This is a genomic window from Owenweeksia hongkongensis DSM 17368 (genome assembly GCF_000236705.1).
GTDB classification, from domain to species: Bacteria; Bacteroidota; Bacteroidia; order Flavobacteriales; family Schleiferiaceae; genus Owenweeksia; species Owenweeksia hongkongensis.
In genome coordinates this window covers 1,959,323-1,977,394 of sequence record NC_016599.1, presented here as the reverse complement: position 1 = coordinate 1,977,394, position 18,072 = coordinate 1,959,323, and the positions used below count along the sequence as shown (strand labels likewise).

At 40.7% G+C, this 18,072-nt stretch carries 9 protein-coding genes; 3 read left to right on the top strand and 6 right to left on the bottom strand.

Going from position 1 to position 18,072, the window contains the following annotated elements; all coding sequences use genetic code 11:
• Positions 1-62 precede the first annotated feature (62 nt).
• Positions 63-524, top strand: coding sequence for a thioredoxin-dependent thiol peroxidase (gene bcp / locus OWEHO_RS08895; RefSeq protein WP_014202141.1), 462 nt, complete (start codon positions 63-65; stop codon positions 522-524).
• Positions 525-582: 58 nt separating this feature from the next.
• Here the strand turns inward: bcp and OWEHO_RS08890 are convergent, their stop codons facing one another.
• On the bottom strand, positions 583-942 hold the full coding sequence (locus OWEHO_RS08890; protein WP_169312774.1) for a hypothetical protein: 360 nt from the start codon (positions 940-942) through the stop codon (positions 583-585).
• A gap of 398 nt (positions 943-1,340) precedes the next feature.
• Between OWEHO_RS08890 and OWEHO_RS08885 the strand changes: the two genes are divergently transcribed.
• Positions 1,341-7,022, top strand: a complete 5,682-nt coding sequence (locus tag OWEHO_RS08885) for a T9SS-dependent choice-of-anchor J family protein (protein WP_014202139.1) — start codon at positions 1,341-1,343, stop codon at positions 7,020-7,022.
• A gap of 82 nt (positions 7,023-7,104) precedes the next feature.
• The gene (locus OWEHO_RS08880; RefSeq protein WP_014202138.1) at positions 7,105-7,608 is read left to right on the top strand and encodes a hypothetical protein; all 504 of its coding nucleotides are present in this window, start codon (positions 7,105-7,107) and stop codon (positions 7,606-7,608) included.
• A gap of 87 nt (positions 7,609-7,695) precedes the next feature.
• On the opposite strand, the gene OWEHO_RS08875 is transcribed toward OWEHO_RS08880, so the two are convergent.
• The 5 genes from OWEHO_RS08875 to lpdA all read right to left on the bottom strand — a co-directional run bounded on the left by OWEHO_RS08875 (position 7,696) and on the right by lpdA (position 18,049).
• A complete protein-coding gene (locus tag OWEHO_RS08875) occupies positions 7,696-9,825 on the bottom strand; it encodes a protein-disulfide reductase DsbD family protein (protein ID WP_041628123.1) in 2,130 nt (709 codons plus the stop codon).
• A gap of 10 nt (positions 9,826-9,835) precedes the next feature.
• Complete coding sequence (tilS, locus tag OWEHO_RS08870; protein WP_014202136.1) at positions 9,836-11,197, bottom strand: tRNA lysidine(34) synthetase TilS; 1,362 nt, start codon at positions 11,195-11,197, stop codon at positions 9,836-9,838.
• An 18-nt stretch (positions 11,198-11,215) separates the two neighbouring features.
• Positions 11,216-12,487 (bottom strand): anthranilate synthase component I family protein, encoded by a 1,272-nt coding sequence (locus OWEHO_RS08865; RefSeq protein ID WP_014202135.1) that lies wholly within the window; start codon positions 12,485-12,487, stop codon positions 11,216-11,218.
• A gap of 3 nt (positions 12,488-12,490) precedes the next feature.
• Complete coding sequence (locus OWEHO_RS17885) at positions 12,491-16,573, bottom strand: PAS domain-containing hybrid sensor histidine kinase/response regulator (protein WP_014202134.1); 4,083 nt, start codon at positions 16,571-16,573, stop codon at positions 12,491-12,493.
• Between the two features lie 75 nt (positions 16,574-16,648).
• On the bottom strand, positions 16,649-18,049 hold the full coding sequence (gene lpdA, locus OWEHO_RS08855; RefSeq protein WP_014202133.1) for a dihydrolipoyl dehydrogenase: 1,401 nt from the start codon (positions 18,047-18,049) through the stop codon (positions 16,649-16,651).
• Positions 18,050-18,072 lie beyond the last annotated feature (23 nt).

Below are 18,072 nucleotides of genomic sequence, written 5' to 3'. Positions count from 1 at the left end.
TCCTTCAATTTTATTTAAACCTTTGGCCTTCGCTAAAGTTAAAGCAGACAAAATCAAAACAGATGACACATTTGAAAGAGGGCGATAAGGCTCCGGATTTTACATCAACTGATCAACATGGAAATACTATCAGTCTGAAAGATTACAAAGGGAAGAAGGTGATTCTGTATTTCTACCCAAAGGATAATACACCAGGTTGCACCACCGAAGCATGCAATTTTAGAGATCATTATGAAGAACTTCAGGAAAAGGGTTTTGAGGTAATAGGTGTGAGCGCGGACACAGAAAAGAAGCATTCTAATTTTGTGGAGAAATTTTCGTTGCCATTTACACTTTTGGCCGATACTGAGAAGGAAGTAATCAACGCCTATGGTGTGTGGGGTCTAAAGAAATTTATGGGCCGTGAATATGATGGTATACACCGCGAAACTTTTGTGATAAACAAAAAAGGGATGATTGACAAAATCATTACCAAAGTAAAAAACAAAGAAGCTACCAAGCAGATTTTAGACTTGTACGCTTAAAACATTTCGACTTCGCTTAATGAGATCAGGTTAAATCGAATTGAGGGGAGTCGAAAATCTAATCATCTCTGGCACCCAGCCGCCTTTGCAAATCAGGGTTTAAAAAGAGATAGGAAAATACTTCCAGCTGATTTTTGCTAAACATATTTACTCCATTCACCTGAAGTGGAATAAAGGACTTCTCTTCGATGTCGCAGATGCCAAATTCTTTGGCGTTCTCCTCCCACAGTATCACTCCTTTCAAGTAGTCATCATCGGGATCTAGTTTGTATAAAACAATATCCCATTCATATATGAATTGGTTGTTCTTGTCTTGAAAACCAGTCCACTCATCAATTTCTTTAAAACCAATCTCATAGCCCGTCCACCAGCTTCCATCCCTGGAAAACACTGTCATAGATTCTCCTATTTTTCGCATATAGCCCACAATCTTGGTCGAAATGCGAAGGCGATATCTGGGGTCTGAGGCTCTCATAGTAACGGATGATATTCGCAAATGTAGTGCTGATTTTGAGAGATTACCAATGTGAGGGTTAATTCTAATAGTTCTGTCAGGAGCAGATTTAATCAATGCAAAGCAATAACACTATAAGGTAAGAATACGCTATAAAAAGAATCATTTGCTATGGCGGCATAATAAATTTAGAGATTTTGGCTGTAGGGTATTTCTAACAAGGATAAGAATAGGGCATTGAAGTAGAGGGATTTGGGATTTAGGAGGTGTTTATGTATTCGGTAATGAGGGTGTTATCGGAAATTTTAACTAATTTCAGCGTCCTATTTTTCTAATAATTATCACACGTAAAAAAAAATCTTATGAAAAAACTACTACTATTAATTGGTATGGTGGCTTGCTGGATATCTCCGGCAATGGCACAACAAAACATTGCGTTGCAAGCCACGGCTGCTCAGTCTGGTGGAGGGGCAGCTGCATATGGTCCTGCAAATTACAATGATGGAATCATTCCAGTGGGTGCTGCTACAACCCCATGGGGTTGGGTTTCAGGAGGTGGCTGGATTGAGTATACTTGGCCGTCAGCAGTGAACTTTCAGGATATTGTTTTTTATCATAGTAATCGAAAAGTTACCGGAGGTATTATTGAATACTGGGATGCGAGTACAAGTAGCTATGTTACAGTAGTAGGAAACCTGGCTTCACTTTTGGCACCAGGAGACGTAGATAGTGTTAGCCTACCTGTGCGTGTTAATTCTACGAAACTGAGGTTTAATAACCTGACAGGAAGTAATCCTAATTTTAGAGAAATTGAAGTATATGAAGCGCCTACGGGCTTGCATGATGCAGGAGTTAAGTCCACTTCTGCAGTTGCAGCGGTATGCCCCGGTTCTTACCCAGTTAATGTTACCATTCAAAACTACGGGATTAACCAAGTTGATTCTGTACAAGTAAATTGGTCAGTGGATGGAGTGCTTCAAACTCCGGTTTGGCATACCAGTTTATTAGATACTTTGGGTGGAACTGGTTTTAGTGAGGCGGTGGTGGCTGTGGGTAACTACACGTACGCAGCCAATACCACGTATAATCTAAAATCATGGACATCCTTACCAAATAATAGTGCGGATACTACTAATTTTAATGATACATTAAATGCACAAATCGCATTAGGAGCTCCAACCGGATTTATGGCGAGTAATGTTCAAACTACAAGTGCTGATCTTTCTTGGAACACTTTAGGAGCGAGTAATTTTAGAGTAACTTATGGTGCTGCAGGTTTTAACCCCCTTACGGGAGGAAATACAAATCCGGTAACAGGAAGCTCTACTACCTTGTCTGGTCTTAGTGCCAATACATTATATGAAGCCTATTTGGTAGCAGACTGTGGAGGTTCAGCATACAGCGACACCACGGGTCCAATCAGTTTCAGAACTCCCTGTACAGTTGCTACAGCCCCTTTCAATGAAAATTTTGATAGCACTTCAAGCTGGTTTGCCAGCGGAAGTAATACAAATAATACTATAGACCCATGCTGGTCATCCTTACCAGATGTAAGTCAAGGAGCAGAGCCCTTTAAGTGGATACCAAGAGGGACAGGTCCTACCAGTGGTAATGGTCCATTACAAGACCTTACTGGTGGAAACTTTATGTATGTAGAAGCATCAGGTAGTACAGCAAATGATGAAGCTTTTCTTACCACACCACCAATTGATGTGAGTGGATTGACAACACCGGGTCTTTACTTTTTCCAACACAGATATAGTGGTGCTACGATTGCCGATATGGAAGTTTTGGTATCTAACGACTTTGGAACAACCTGGACAAGTGAGTATTCTGTAACGGGAGATATCCAAACTTCAAGCAGTGACCCTTGGTCATTGGAGTTTGTGAATTTGGCCAATTACACCGGAGATACTGTAATGATCCAGTTTAAGCAAACGGGTAACGGATGTTGTGGAGATGCAGCGATAGATAGTGTAGTAGTAGATGAGGCCCCAACATGCCCATGGCCAACAGGTTTTGCTATGACGGGTCGTTCAGATTCATCAGTAGTAATGAGTTGGAATGACCCAACGGGAAGCACTTGGGATTTACAATGGGGACCTCCCGGATTTACTCAGGCTTCACCAGGAGCAGGTACACAGTCAACCACTACTAATCCTGATACCATTCACGGCTTACAATCCAATACGGACTATGAAGTATACGTTCGTACAGACTGCGGCCCTAATGGAACCAGTATATGGATAGGGCCAATTTTGGTTAGAACGGCTTGTTCTCCCTTTACAGCACCTTATTCAGATAACTTTGATAATTCACCAAACAATGCGGTACCGTATTGTTGGAGCAATCACTTAGCTTCTTCAAGTGCGGTGGCTCAAACATATCAAGCGGGCTCCCCCAACAGTGCACCTAATCACATTAGGTTTTACAGTGGAAGCCCAGCCGGTCCTGCGGACACCACCTTACTTATCAGTCCAAAGTTTAGTGACTTAACAGCAGGTGATAAGCGCGTACAGTTTATGGCGAATAGCACCACTACTTTAGCTAATGATTTGGTGGTAGGTACGATGGGAAATCCTTTAGATGTATTGTCATTTAATGCGATAGATACCATACCTGTAGCTAATGGCTACCAGCTATATGTAGTAGACTTAAGCACTGCAGCAGGCTATAATGGGACTGATGAGTATGTAGCTTTCCGCCATGGAAACAGCAGCACCTTCCGTACCATATACATTGATGATTTTGTGTATGAAACGATTCCATTGTGTAACCCACCATTGGTAAATACCTTAGGAGTTTCAGGTGTATCGCCCACTACTGCGGCCATATACTGGGGAGCAGGTAGTGATGGTTTCGAAACACACTGGGAAGTAGGTCCTGTAGGATTTACCCCAGGAACTACCAGTTATGTATCAGCAGATTCAGTAAATGGAAATGTAGATACCACAGTAGCCGGAGGCCTAAGCCCACAAACCACGTATGAATTTTACATTAAGGATAGCTGTGCGACTAATGGCTTTAGCCCATGGGTAGGTCCATTTAGCTTTACTACAGCCTGTAATATTTTAACAGCCCCATTGTTTGAAGACTTTGACGGAACAAGCTGGACAGCGAGTGGAAACAATGTAGGTAATGTATTAGATCCATGCTGGACCTCTTCGCCAGATGTAAGTGACGGAGCAGAGCCCTTTAAATGGATACCACGTTCTACAGGTCCTACCAGTGGTAATGGCCCGTTGAATGATAAAACAGGAGGTAACTACTTATATGCAGAAGCTTCAGGAAGCTCAGCAAATGATGTAGCTTATTTGTACAGCCCTATAGTGGATGTAAGCGGACTTACAGTACCTGCATTATACTTTTCACAGCACCGCTATAGTGGAGCTACCATAGCAGATATGGATATTGAGGTGACCAATGACTTTGGTATTACCTGGACCAATGTGTACAATGTAACTGGCGATATCCAGACTGCAGCAGCTGGCCCATGGGAGGATGAAATTATTCCTTTGGGAGCTTTTGTAGGCGATACTATTCAGGTACGCTTTATCCAAACCGGAAACGGATGTTGTGGAGATGCAGCCATTGATGATGTGAAAATTGACGAAGCACCTTCGTGCCCGGATGTAATTAGTTTGAATGCTTCAGGTATATCAGATTCATCCGCTACCCTATCATGGGCGGGTAACCCATCTACCGGTTCATATGAAATCTGGTTTGGTCCACAAGGATTTTTCCAGGGAACAGCAACTATTGGAGGAGGAAGAAGCTTCCAGACTAACCAAAGTTATCTGGTAGATACCTTGACGGATAATCAATGCTATGAGTTTTTGGTACGCGGTATTTGTGCCCCTGGAGATACGGGAAACTGGGTAGGCCCTTATGTGTTCTGTACCGACTGTAGTCCATTTACGGCATCTTATTACACAGGCTTTGATAACATGACCACTACAGAGACTCCGGAATGCTGGACTCCATACTTTGTAGGAGGAACAGGAAACTTTGCAGTGTTTGAGGTGTATAGTCCGGGCACGCCCCAAACTAGTCCTAACCATGTGCGTTTTTACAACTACAATCAGGATACTACGATGGGTATAAGCCCTCAGTTTATAGATCTAACTGCAGGCGATAAGCGTATCCGATTTGATGCAATGGTGACCACTACCTTGTCACCAAACTCAATTATAGTAGGTACCGTTAGTGATCCATCAGCGGGTAACACCTTTAGTCCAATAGATACGATCGCTATTACCAATACCTATACAGAATATATTTCTGATATAACTGTAGCTAATGGCTATAATGGTACAGATAATTATATCGCTTTGATGCATGGAAATAATGCCACGTTCAGAACGTACTACATTGATGAGTTTAACTATGAGGTGATCCCAACATGCTTGAGGCCAAATAGCCTTACTGCAAGTGGTATAACAGTAAATAGTGCAACTCTTGGCTGGAGCCCCCATGCAGCAAGTACAGGTAATACCTTCGAAGTATCGTATGGTGTTAACTTATCCTCTCCAGGAGCAGGGACCAAGCAAACCGTTACCGGTACAAGCGTAGCCTTGACCACGTTGATGAGCAGTTCTAAGTATTGCTTCTACGTACGAGAAATGTGTAGCGCTACCGATAGCAGCTTCTGGGAAGGACCTTATTGTTTCAACACTCCATGTGTTACCGTAATGGCACCGATATCCGAAGACTTTGAGAATCATACCCTCGGTTTCTATGAAGGCGAAGACAACTGCTGGACCCTTCAGAATACTGTGGTGAAAACTTCAGCCACAAGTGGTTTTGGATGGGATTTGAGAAATGTGGTTCAAGCGACCTCAGGAACCTCTACAGGAGCCAGTGGAGATAATACACTTTATCCGGCCATAGGAGGTCAGTTTTTCAATGCGGACGTTTCTTATGGAACAAGCGGAGACTCATCGATGCTGATTTCTCCGGTAGTAGATATTTCACAGCTGAACGCTCCGGAGCTTGAGTACCACCTGCATAGAATGGGAACCCAGATGGGAGATTTTTATGTAGATGTGTATGACGGTACCAACTGGATAAACGGAGTACATGCCTATACCAGTTCATCAGGTATTCAGACCTCACAATCAGCAGCGTACTTAGATACGGTGATAGATCTAGCACCTTATATTGGAACCACAAACTTCCGTGCAAGATTTAGAGTAGTGAGCAATGGCTGCTGTGCAGGAGATAATAGTTTGGATGACATCAGTATTTATGATGCGATGCCATCAGCCTGTACCCCTGTAACGAATGTAGCAGCCAATGTGATTGCTTGCGATAGCATAGAAATCACCTGGAATGGTTCAAATGACTCAACTGTAGTAGGCTATGGCCCAACAGGAGCCATGCCTACCATGGGTACATTGATACTAAATGATAGCACCCACTACATTACAGGCACCATGCCCAATACATCTTATGATGTGTATGTGGCCAATGTTTGTGATGGTGATACGAGCGCTGTTACCGGTCCGATTACCTTTAATACAGGAACGACAGGAGCACCAGTGGCAGCATTTACCGGAGTACCAGCGGGAGCAGGAAGTCTGATGTATGACTTTGATGCGAGCGCATCTACCGGAAACGGTAATGTGTACACCTGGAACTTTGGAGATGGAAGCTTAGATACCGGAATGATAGTATCCAATATCTACACTACCGGAGGTTCCTACACCGTAACCTTGGTGGTGACGAATGCTTGTGGAAGCGATACCTTAGAGATTACTTATGCCGATGTAAGCTTAGGTGAGAATATACTTTCTCAAAACCTTAAGCTGTATCCAAATCCGGCAACAGATGTACTGAATGTGGAGCTTAACCTGGAAGGGAATAGCGAAGTGTCTGTACGTATACTGGATATGTCAGGCAAGCAAGTGCTAGCTGTAAGCAAAGAGAAGAAGGATAAGTTGATGACTGAGTCAATTGATATTTCTAGCTTGGCTAAAGGCGTGTATATGATAGAAGTGTCTACGGAACAAGTAAAAACCGTAAGACGTTTGGTGAAGGAGTAATCCTTTAGATAAATAAATACTATTTAAAATAGTAGAGCCCGCTCCGGAGTAATTTGGAGCGGGCTTTTTTTGTTTTTGAGAAATGAACACATTCGTAAATATTAGTGAAAGCTTGGTGAGGCCAGAAGCATTGTCCTATTTTATGGTGCGGGAGTTTGCTTTTGATCAAAGTAAGCAGAGAGCAGTAGAAGACTTTATGCAAACCCGCTATTTCTGTTGGCAGGAGGAGTTTAGAAACGAAGTTGAGATTACAAACGACAATGGGAGACACTATGTAGACTGGAACTTTCATGGTTTCTATGATATAAAAAAAATGAAACAGGAACACTTTGTTAAAGTTGGGGCATTAGAATTTGTGCAGCGGTTTATGACCTTTATTGAACTTCAAATTGGTGCTGACCCAAAGCTCCCTGAAATTGAAATACTACTGAAAGACCTAGTGGATATTAAATCTCAATTTTATATCATCAGTGGGCTTTCAAAAGATATTCATCATGAATGGACAGTCTATGAGTTTTTTATCAGTGGCTTTAAAATTAATCCTGATAAAAAGCTTTTAACGGCAATAGAGTTTGGTCTCGATTAACACTGAAACCGTCTGGTTTTTGGACAATAAAAAAAACCGCTCCGATTTCTTATCGGAGCGGTTCTGATATTATGAAAAAGCTGTTGTCTACTTATTCTTCTCGAACTTAGCTATTCCTTCCTCTAGCCAATTCACATAAAGGTCAATGTCTGGATCATAGGCAGTAGAACCATTTAGTGGTTTCATGGAATCGTGGTTGAGTAAAATGTATTGCGGTTGACTATTGCTTTTAAAGTGTTTTACTTGAAATTCACTCCATTTATTACCAATAGTTTTTACTTTCTTACCAGTTACATCTGATACAAATTGCTCTTCTTTAGGTAATTCTTTACGTTCATCCACATACAGCGAAACGAGCACTACATCTTCTCTAAGTATCTCTAATACCCTAGGGTCACTCCATACATTCTCTTCCATCTTACGACAGTTTACACAGCCCCATCCGGTAAAGTCGAGCATTATAGGCTTGTTTACCTTTTTAGCGTAAGCTAAGCCATCCTCAAAATCGTGGAAGCAATTTAAAGAAAGCGGGCAATGCTCGGGATCGGCACCTTCTGGGATTGCTTCATTACTCATGGCAGAAACGACTTTAGCAGATCCACCAAAACCACCAGGAGATTCGCTATAGAACATGGGTGGAGGGAAGCCACTAATTAATTTCAATGGAGCACCCCACATACCTGGGATAAGGTAAACCACAAAGAACAATGATAGGATAGCCATCAATAGTCGAGGAACTGATACTTTATCCATAGGGCTGTCATGTGGCATTCTAAATTTACCTAAAAGGTAAAGTGTAAGTAAGGTGAAGATGGCAATCCAGATGGCAATAAACCACTCACGCTGTAGAATGCCAGCTTGCCACACAAGGTCAGCAGCACTAAGGAACTTGAAGGCGAAAGCCAATTCGATAAATCCTAAAACAACTTTTACGGAGTTTAACCAACCACCACTTTTTGGTAAGGAGTTTAGCCAACCTGGAAAGATGGCAAATAATGTAAACGGAAGTGCCAATGCCAAGGAGAAACCAAACATCCCGATAAGAGGGCCTTGGTAACCCCCACTAGCAGCTTCTACTAATAGTGAGCCAATGATAGGCCCCGTGCAAGAGAAAGACACTAGAGCCAGAGTAAAGGCCATAAAGAAAATTCCAACTATACCTCCTTTGTCAGAAGCCTGGTCACTTTTGTTTACCCACTTGGATGGAAGCGTGATTTCAAAGGCTCCAAAAAAGCTAATGGCGAAAACCACTAATAATGCGAAAAATGCCAGATTCATCCATGGATTGGTAGACAAGGCATTAAGGGCATCTGAACCAAATACTTTTACAATAATGAACCCTATGGCAGTATAGATGAGAATGATAGCCAAACCGTAGGTCATAGCATTAGCAATACCTTTTGCACGGTTTTTACTTTGCTTGGTAAAGAAACTCACCGTAAGCGGAATCATTGGGAAAACGCATGGGGTAAGAAGTGCTGCAAATCCTCCTAAAAAACTAAGGATGAATATTCCCAGCAATGAGCGGCTGCTGCCTGATTCTGGAGATTCATCATCAACTATTTCTTCTGTGGCATCCGCAGTTGCCGAAGTGTCTTCACCAGTGTAAGCATAGTCTATTTCTTCTTTTTCTTCATCTACTCCAGGCGCAATGTCTGATGCGTCAGTCTCCTCTTCTTCCTCGGTCGCCACCTCATCATTGTTGATGGTTGGTTTAGCTTTTTTAGCTTCTTCAGATTTGGTCGCTGCAGCTTTTTGGGGCTTGCCTTTTATTTTAAATGAAATGTCAATGTACTCGGGAGGTAAGCACATAGATTCATTACATACCATAAACATTAGTTCACCTTTGATGGTAAAATCTTTTTCAGAAAGAATTTTGATAGGCTGCGTGAAGGTTACATTGTGCGCATGCCATTTGAGAATTTCGTCAAAATTCGGATCATATTCTTCTATCGGAGTAGGCTCTCTCAACGGTCCGTTAAGTGCAAATGAGGAGGATTCTTCAACTGTTACTTCTGTTCCAATTACCGGGGAAGTTTCTGGAATTTCGATACTATATACGTGCCAGTGATCTTCTATAGTAGCTGTTACTTGTAGTTCAGCCTTGTTATCTTCTAGGTATTTTACTGAGTATTTCCATTTTACTGGATCGTACACTTGTGCATCAACAAACTGAAATGCAAAGAAAAGCGTGGCGAGGATTAACAGTTTTTTCATTCCCAAATTTTTATTTAAGTCGCGCAAAGTAAACAGATTTTGTGGTTTCTGAAATTTTATATCTATCATCTATTCTATGGTTTATAACCCAAATTATGTCATCCCCCGATAGCATAATCCAAATATCTTCTTTTTCATAAAGGTTGAGCTTTTGGTCGATAAAGAAATCGCTGAGCTTTTTCTTGCCTTTCATCCCAATCGGGTAAAAGCTATCCCCGTTTTTCCACCTGCGTAATTTTAGTGGAAATTTAAGTTTATCCTTGTCAAAAGCAGCATGTTTTCTATTTCGTGAAATCTCAAAATCACTTGCAGAAATTTTACCCGTAGTAAGCAAAAATGGTGCTTCCAGAATTTCATCACCTTCATTTATAAAATAGGTGTGGTTTTTTTCTTGTTTTGCTTGCCGCAAAATTAGGAAGTCACGATCTACCAAAAGTTCGTGTTGCCCACTAACAAACACCCGGCCACTTTTGCCATTGAGACTTTCTATTATTGAAGGAAGGTCAAAATTGCCGTACGGCTTCAGCCAATAATGCAGCAACGAGGAGTAGCCTTTCATTTTTAAAAGTTCAGCAATAGGCATTTTTAAAAGATGGCCATCCTTGGTTATAAGAGATTGCACTTTTTCATTTAGCAAGAAATTAAAAAGGGCATCATCATTTATTAGTTGTTTTGAAGTGTTTTTGAATCCAGTGTCAAAACCAGGGAAATTGTCTTTAAACACAGGGGCGACTTTATGACGAATGTAATTTCGTTGATAATCGGTTTTGGTGTTGGAAGCATCTTCACGCCAGGTGAGCTGTAGCGAGTTTGCAATCTCTATAATCTCATTTTTTGTAAGATGCAGGAGGGGGCGTAATATATTGTCACGCTTAGGTTTCATGCCACTCAATCCTGAAAGCCCTGTGCCTCGCCCAAGGTTCAAGAGGATAGTTTCTAATGAATCATCAGCGTGATGGGCGGTGCATAGAAATTTTAAATGGTGATTTTTTAGCAGGGATGCAAAGTAAGAGTAGCGTAAATCGCGGGCTGCCATTTGTATGGAAATCCTTTTCTCCTTAGCGAAAGCGGTAGTGTCAAAATTTTTGGTGTAGAAAGTAAGGCCTTTATCCTTTGCGTAATTTTCTACAAACGCTTGATCGCCATCAGCATCATCACCGCGAAGCATAAAGTTGCAATGTACCAAAGCGGGTTTTTGCCCGGCTTGTACAAAGAGTTCCGCCAGCACCATGCTATCCACACCACCGCTACAGGCAATGAGAAATCTGGAAGAATCAGCAATATTGTGAGCCTTCAAAAACTGAGGAATGATGCTTGGTAAATTATACATAGGAAGGTCAAAGGTAAAAAGCCCTGAACAAGAAAATGTCATTTGGCTGGCAATAGTGATCTAGCGCAAAGCGGCAAACAAATTTTCAGCCTTTAAAAGGCATTCTTCGTATTCTTTTTTGGCATCGCAATGTATGGTGATGGCGCTGCCTACACGCGCTGAGAGATAACTGGTATTTGCATTGTAAAACAAACTGCGGATAACCACATTAAAGTCAAAGTTTCCTTTAGGGTCAATATACCCCACAGAGCCGGCATATAGATTTCGGGCAAAATTTTCATGCTCATCAATCAGCTCCATGGCCTTTATTTTGGGAGCTCCTGTCATGCTACCCATTGGGAAGCTGGTTTGCAAAACATCGGTCAAATCATATTGATCATCCAAAGTGCTGGAAACGGTACTTATCATTTGGTGCACGGTATTGAAGGTGTAGATACCAAAAAGCTCATCCACTTTCACTGTGCCACGCTTGGCTGTTTGGCTCAGGTCGTTTCTAACTAAATCCGTAATCATCACATTTTCGCTGCGCTCTTTTTCATTATTGTAAAGGTCAATTTTCAGCATTGCGTCCATTTCTGGATTTTTGTCACGCCTTATAGTTCCTTTTATAGGTTGTGAAATAATATGGTTTCCAGTCTTCTGAATATACCTTTCGGGGGAAGCGCAAATAAGATACGTATCTGCATTCTTGTAAAATGCTGAGAATGGGGCAGAAGCACTTTTATTGAGGTTTTCAAATGCAGAAATGGGCAGGAAGTCTTTAGTTTGGGTAGAAAACTCTATACAATAGTTTACCTCGTAAATATTGCCAAACTGCAAATGCTCTTTTAGTGAGGCGACTTTTCTCAGGTATTCGGCTTCCTTAGTTTTTGGCTGTAGCCGAATAGAGTTACTTTTTTCTAGATTTGATATTGCAGGAAGTGCTGCATAAAATTCATCAGCTGACTTATGCTCCAAGCTCTCTACCAAAATTTCACCAGCTTTTGAGTAAACCACTATTTTGGGTATGTAAAAAAGCATTGGTGAAAATCCTATTGTATCAGTAGTTTGAGTGCTCAGGTTTTCTAAACTATTTTTTAGATCATAGCTCAGGTGTCCAAATAGCCAATCTTCATGTTTGTGAAAAGCTGCCCTTTGTTCAGCAAAATAATTTTGTGAGGGAGAAATAGTCTGATGCGCTCCAATAGCCACGAGCCAATCATATTGGCTGTATTTATCATGATGATGATTACTATCCAAAAAACTAGAATGGCTACTTATTCCACACCAATGTAAAAGTGCCGATTTTAATTCTTCAACATTTTGGGTAGGCAATGGGAATTTGTGTCGCATTTTTTAGGACTGCGATATTTTTTTAGCACTAATCTTTATCAGAATGTTTTTTATAGAATCTATATTAATGGGTTTACTAATATAATCGTCCATGCCTTCTTCAAGAAAGCGCTCACGGTCACCCTCCATGGCATTTGCAGTCATTGCTACAATAGATGGACGGTTGTGTCCATAAATGCGTAATATTTCATGTGTGGCTTCTATACCATCCATTTCGGGCATTTGTACGTCCATAAAGATCAAGTCGTATGATTGTCTTTCTATGGCTTCCAAAACTTCAAACCCATTTGCAACTACATCCATATGGTAGCCCATTTTTTCTAAGGTAAGCACGGCAAGTTTTTGATTTACCATGTTATCTTCGGCTAGCAAAATGGTTAAAGGGTGCTTACTCGCCAGCATACTCAGTTCTTCAATATCGGTTTCTACAGCATTTGAGTTTAGGTTTTCATCCTTTGTTGTAAGTAGTTTTACCAAAGATTTTTTTAAGATACTGTGCCTTGTAGGTTTCATGAAGTAATGTGAAAACAAAGAATTGATCTTATGTTCGCTAACCTCAGGGTAAGCGGAGCTTAATAGAATTATAGGCAATTCATTTTTACTATAGCGAAGACGAATTTTTTCGGCCAGTTCTATTCCATCCAAGCCAGGCATCTCAAAATCAAAAATCATGAAATCCCAATTTTGGGTTTTTATGATTTGTTTGTAGGCTTTTTGCGGATTATTAAAGCAAGTTACATCAATACCCCAAAGGTTAAACTGTTTTTCCAGAATTTTGAGATTAGTCTTATTGTCATCCACAATAAGACATTTACGTCCATATAAAATCGAGTCATTCTCAAAGTTTGTATCTGTTTCAATACGATGTTGCCTTATTACTTCCTGCATAATGGTAAACTGAAAGTCAGATCCTCCACCCGGAGTGCTTTCCACCCAAATTTCTCCATCCATTAAACTCGTTAGCCTTTTGCAAATAGCTAGTCCTAAGCCTGTGCCTCCGTATTTTCGAGTGGTGGAAGAATCGGCTTGAGTGAAAGCGGTAAACAGTTTCTTTTGCTGATCTGCTGTAATACCTATCCCCGTGTCGCGCACCGAAAAGTGAATCTGCACTCTGCTATCTTCTTTCTTTTTTGCACTTACATTTACTACAATTTCACCTTTCTCGGTAAACTTTATAGCGTTGCTAAGAAGGTTAATCAATATTTGTCTAAGGCGAGTAATATCACCAGAAACTACTGCAGGTACGGAGGGGTCAATAAAATATAGAAGCTCAATACCTTTTTCTGAAACACGCGATGAAAGCAGTTCCACCGCCTCTTCTACACATTGTGTTATTTCAAAAGGAAACTCTTCAAGTGACATGTTTCCGGCTTCTATTTTGCTAAAATCTAGAATGTCGTTAATTACAGAAAGGAGAGCATCACCACTCAGCCTTATGGTGTTTACATAATCAAGTTGCTCAGCATTGAGTTTAGTTTGTAGTAATAGGCTGGTCATTCCAATTACCCCGTTCATTGGAGTTCTTATTTCGTGACTCATGGTGGCCAAAAAGTCGCTCTTAGCAACTGCCGCATCTTCAGCGGCTTCTTTCGCTTTAATAATCTCTTCTCGTGTTTTTATCGCTTCCATTTCAGCTCCTACCCACTGTGCCATCAGGCTTATCAAATCTTTATCGCTTTCTGTAAACTGGTGTTTATTCGGTTCAGGACCCGAAAAATTTAATGTGCCATATAATTCTTTATTTATAAATACAGGCGCACACAAGTATCCGCGAAGTGGCAGACGATCATGAGCAGGGTGGCCTAGCAGGTCTGAATTTTCAACATCATCTATTGCAAGTGGTTTTTGTGTATCAGCAACTACCGAACTAAAGGTGTCGTCCAAATCCAGTTCCAAAGCAGGGAGAGGCAAATCTTCATCTTGAGAATAATAGTGCTTAATACTATACTGTCGGTCACTAAGATTTACCTCAGAAAGTATTCCATAAGGTAAACCAAACCGATCACATCCAAGGGAGAGAATTCGATCAACCTTCCCTTTAAAATCAAAAAATGGATTGGAGGAAACTTTGTATAAATCACGAATAACCTCCTCATTTTTTATCAAAGCTCTTTCTGCACGTCTTTTCTCTGTTACATCCAACAAGGTCCATACAATGGCTTCACCGTAATTATAGCCACCAAATTCTATTACTTTTCTTTCGCCATCTTTAGTATATACAGCAAATAGGAAGGATTCTCCAATGCTGGATTTTATAGCATGATCATAAAGTGCTTTGATTTGATGAACTTCATCTTTTTGATAAATAGTATTAAACCAATCGTCTACTGTTTTTATATCATCAGAGGTGTAGCCTAAAACGTCCGTTACCTTTTGATTAATCTTTACCCGATCCCCTTGCACCAGAAGTGCTCCTACAGGGAGGTTTTCAATTACTCTTTTGAGTTGTTTCTCACTAGCTTCAAGCTTAGATTTGGTTTGCTCAAGAGAGGCAATATGGTTTGTTAATTGACTCTCATTTTCGGCAAGCTCTTCATTCAAGCCTTGCGCTTGATCATATAGCTTTTTAAATTCAATTTCATGCTCCTTTTTGTCTGTGATGTCTGTGATGGTACCAATCATTCTAGTAAGGGAGCTAGAGTCTTCATCTACGTGTTTTCCAATAAAGCGTAACCAAATTGAACCACCATCTTTTTTTAGACCTTTATACTCAAAATCAGTACTGTGGGTGGGGCCTTTTAATTTTGCTTGCCAAATAAATTTGTCAAAATAAGATCTATATGAGGGATGGATATGCGCACGCCAAAAGGCTGCATGATCTTCCGCGTAATATTCTTTATCATATCCATGAAGTTCTAAGAAGGTGTGATTCACAACCAAAGTATCCGAATCAAGATTCCAATCCCACATACCTTGGTTGGAGTTTTTCAAGGCCAAAGTGAGTCGCTCTTCTGAAATTTTAATTTCTCGTTTTTTTCTTGCTTCGTCAGTATTGTCAATTAAAAATCCCGCTGCACCAGAAACTCTACCATTAATATCATAGATAGGATTGATAGTTACCTCTAAAATATGATCATCTACCTCACGTGTGTAGGAAAAGTGTAATGATTTGCCAGAGAAAACTTGTTGATATTTTTCAGGCCAATCTGCGAATGCTTCGATTCTTTTTAAAGAGTCAATTAGATTGGATTTACCCTCTTTTAATTCCTCACCAAATACGCGATTGTATTCGCGCTGAAATTGCTTATTTGCCTTTTGAATAACGCCATTTGCATCTACGGACCAAATCTCCTGATTAGAAAAGTCCATAATAGCATTAATGTTGGCTTGGCTTCTTTCAAGGTGCTTTCTGGACAAATCCAGTTGATCTATCGTTTGTCTTAACTCTTCTTCCTGTATAGAAAGCTCGTGATTATACTCTCTTTCTCTTTGTAAGTCTTCCGATTTTTGCTTAGCCTTACTTTGTAATGAACGTAAGAGCGGTAGTGCAAACAAAACACCAAATACGATATAAATCAGAATAGAACCTATAAGGAAAGAGTATTTATAGGTTTTAATTTTTTTAACCCTTGCTTCCGCCAGAGTTTTAAACAGGGAAGTTTTTACGTTTAATACATCAATTAACTCTTTTGATAGTTCCTCAATATTAGCAGCTGCATTTTGAGCATCAACTAAATTCAGATTGTCTGCATAGTATAGGTTGATGATCTCAACTTGCGCGTCTAGCTTACTTAAAAGGCTTTCTACCTGTATTCGTTTTTCTTCTATTTGTGAAGTTATATTCGGAAAGTAAGAAGTGGTAGGTTGATTATCGACAAGTTCTTGATGCAATTTTCTCAAGCTTGCCATTTGTTGCTCAAGAGAATGGTCAAGGGGGTGGTGCGTGCTGGTATCAGAAGTGGATTTGTATGCCAAGCTCACAAGTGTAGCTCCGGCAACGCGCTGTTCTCCGGCAAGGTTTATTCTTGAGGCATCATTTTGAAGTAATTCTTCAAATTGGTCGGTAGCTACATACTCGGTTATGGATATACCAAAGGTGATAACCAAGTACAAACCAAAAATGAAACTGATGCTTCTAATGTTCAATATGCCCAGAGTTTGTTATAGCAAGAGAGAGAAAAAACATGGGGAAAAGAATCCCCATGCTGTAAATATATAAAATCAGATATGTAAAGGACGGTTATCAGTCGCTGCAAGTGCGGCCTCTTTAATGGCTTCCGCAAATGTAGGGTGAGCATGGCTCATACGTGATATGTCATCAGCTGACGCACGATATTCCATGGCCACTACTGCTTCAGCAATAAGGTCAGCCGCACGCGGTCCTATCATATGCACTCCCAATATTTCATCGGTTTCCTTATCGGCAAGAATTTTTACCATTCCTTCAAGATCCATGCTGGCGCGAGCACGTCCTAAAGCTTTGAAAGGGAAAGATCCGGATTTAACTTCTTTGCCTTCTTTTTTCAATTGCTCTTCAGATTTACCAACGCTGGCTACTTCTGGCCAAGTGTACACTACTCCAGGAATTAGGTTGTAGTCAATATGCGGTTTTTGTCCGGCAATGGTTTCAGCTACCAGGGTTCCTTCTTCGCTAGCTTTATGGGCAAGCATGGCCCCTTTTACTACATCCCCAATAGCGTAGATATGACTTTTAGCAGTTTGTAAATGCTCATTGGTTTCGATACGTCCGCGGTCATCAGTTGTAAGACCTGCTTTGTCAAGGTTCAAACCATCAGTATATGGTCTTCTTCCCACAGACACTAAACAGTATTCCGCTTCAAAACTTACAGCTTTACCCTTTTTATCTTCAGCACTTACTGTTACGGTATCACCTTCGCGTTTCACGTCAGTCACTTTATGGCTGACGTTAAATTTCATTCCAAGCTTTTTAAGAGACTTCATAAGTTCTTTACCAAGCTGAGCATCCATAGTTGGGATAATTTTGTCCATGTATTCTACCACGGTAACTTCCGTGCCTAAGCGAGCATATACGCTACCTAGCTCTAGGCCTATCACACCACCACCAATCACTACCATGGTTTTTGGCACCTCTTTTAGCTTCAAAGCTTCGGTGCTGGAAATTATACGCTCTTTATCAAACTTCGCAAATGGAAGTTCGGTAGGTTTGCTACCTGTGGCAATGATAATGTGCTTAGCGCCAATTTTTTCATCACCATCTTTTTGGGCAATATTGATGGTGTTTTCGTCTATAAAAGATCCTAGGCCTTCATAAACTTCAATCTTGTTTTTGCCCATCAAGAATTTTACACCATCACAGGTTTGGTCTACTACCTTTTGCTTGCGATCCACCATTTGGGTAAAGTCTACCTCTGGTGTATTAATTTTAATACCATGGGTATCAAAATTTTTCAAGGCATTGTGAAAATGCTCAGAAGAATCTAGAAGTGCTTTTGATGGAATGCACCCCACATTTAAGCAAGTTCCCCCAAGGGTACTGTACTTTTCAATTATTGCTGTTTTGAATCCTAATTGTGCACAACGGATTGCAGCCACATATCCGCCAGGTCCTGAGCCGATTACGGCTACGTCATATTGGGTCATTTCTGATGAAATTTTATATAGAA

Bases quoted from the DNA above. Each gene is read 5' to 3' on its own strand.
- bcp (WP_014202141.1), top strand. From the start codon at position 63: ATGACACATTTGAAAGAGGGCGATAAGGCTCCGGATTTTACATCAACT.
- OWEHO_RS08890 (WP_169312774.1), bottom strand. From the start codon at position 942: ATGCGAAAAATAGGAGAATCTATGACAGTGTTTTCCAGGGATGGAAGC.
- OWEHO_RS08885 (WP_014202139.1), top strand. From the start codon at position 1,341: ATGAAAAAACTACTACTATTAATTGGTATGGTGGCTTGCTGGATATCT.
- OWEHO_RS08880 (WP_014202138.1), top strand. From the start codon at position 7,105: ATGAACACATTCGTAAATATTAGTGAAAGCTTGGTGAGGCCAGAAGCA.
- OWEHO_RS08875 (WP_041628123.1), bottom strand. From the start codon at position 9,825: ATGAAAAAACTGTTAATCCTCGCCACGCTTTTCTTTGCATTTCAGTTT.
- tilS (WP_014202136.1), bottom strand. From the start codon at position 11,197: ATGACATTTTCTTGTTCAGGGCTTTTTACCTTTGACCTTCCTATGTAT.
- OWEHO_RS08865 (WP_014202135.1), bottom strand. From the start codon at position 12,487: ATGCGACACAAATTCCCATTGCCTACCCAAAATGTTGAAGAATTAAAA.
- lpdA (WP_014202133.1), bottom strand. From the start codon at position 18,049: ATGACCCAATATGACGTAGCCGTAATCGGCTCAGGACCTGGCGGATAT.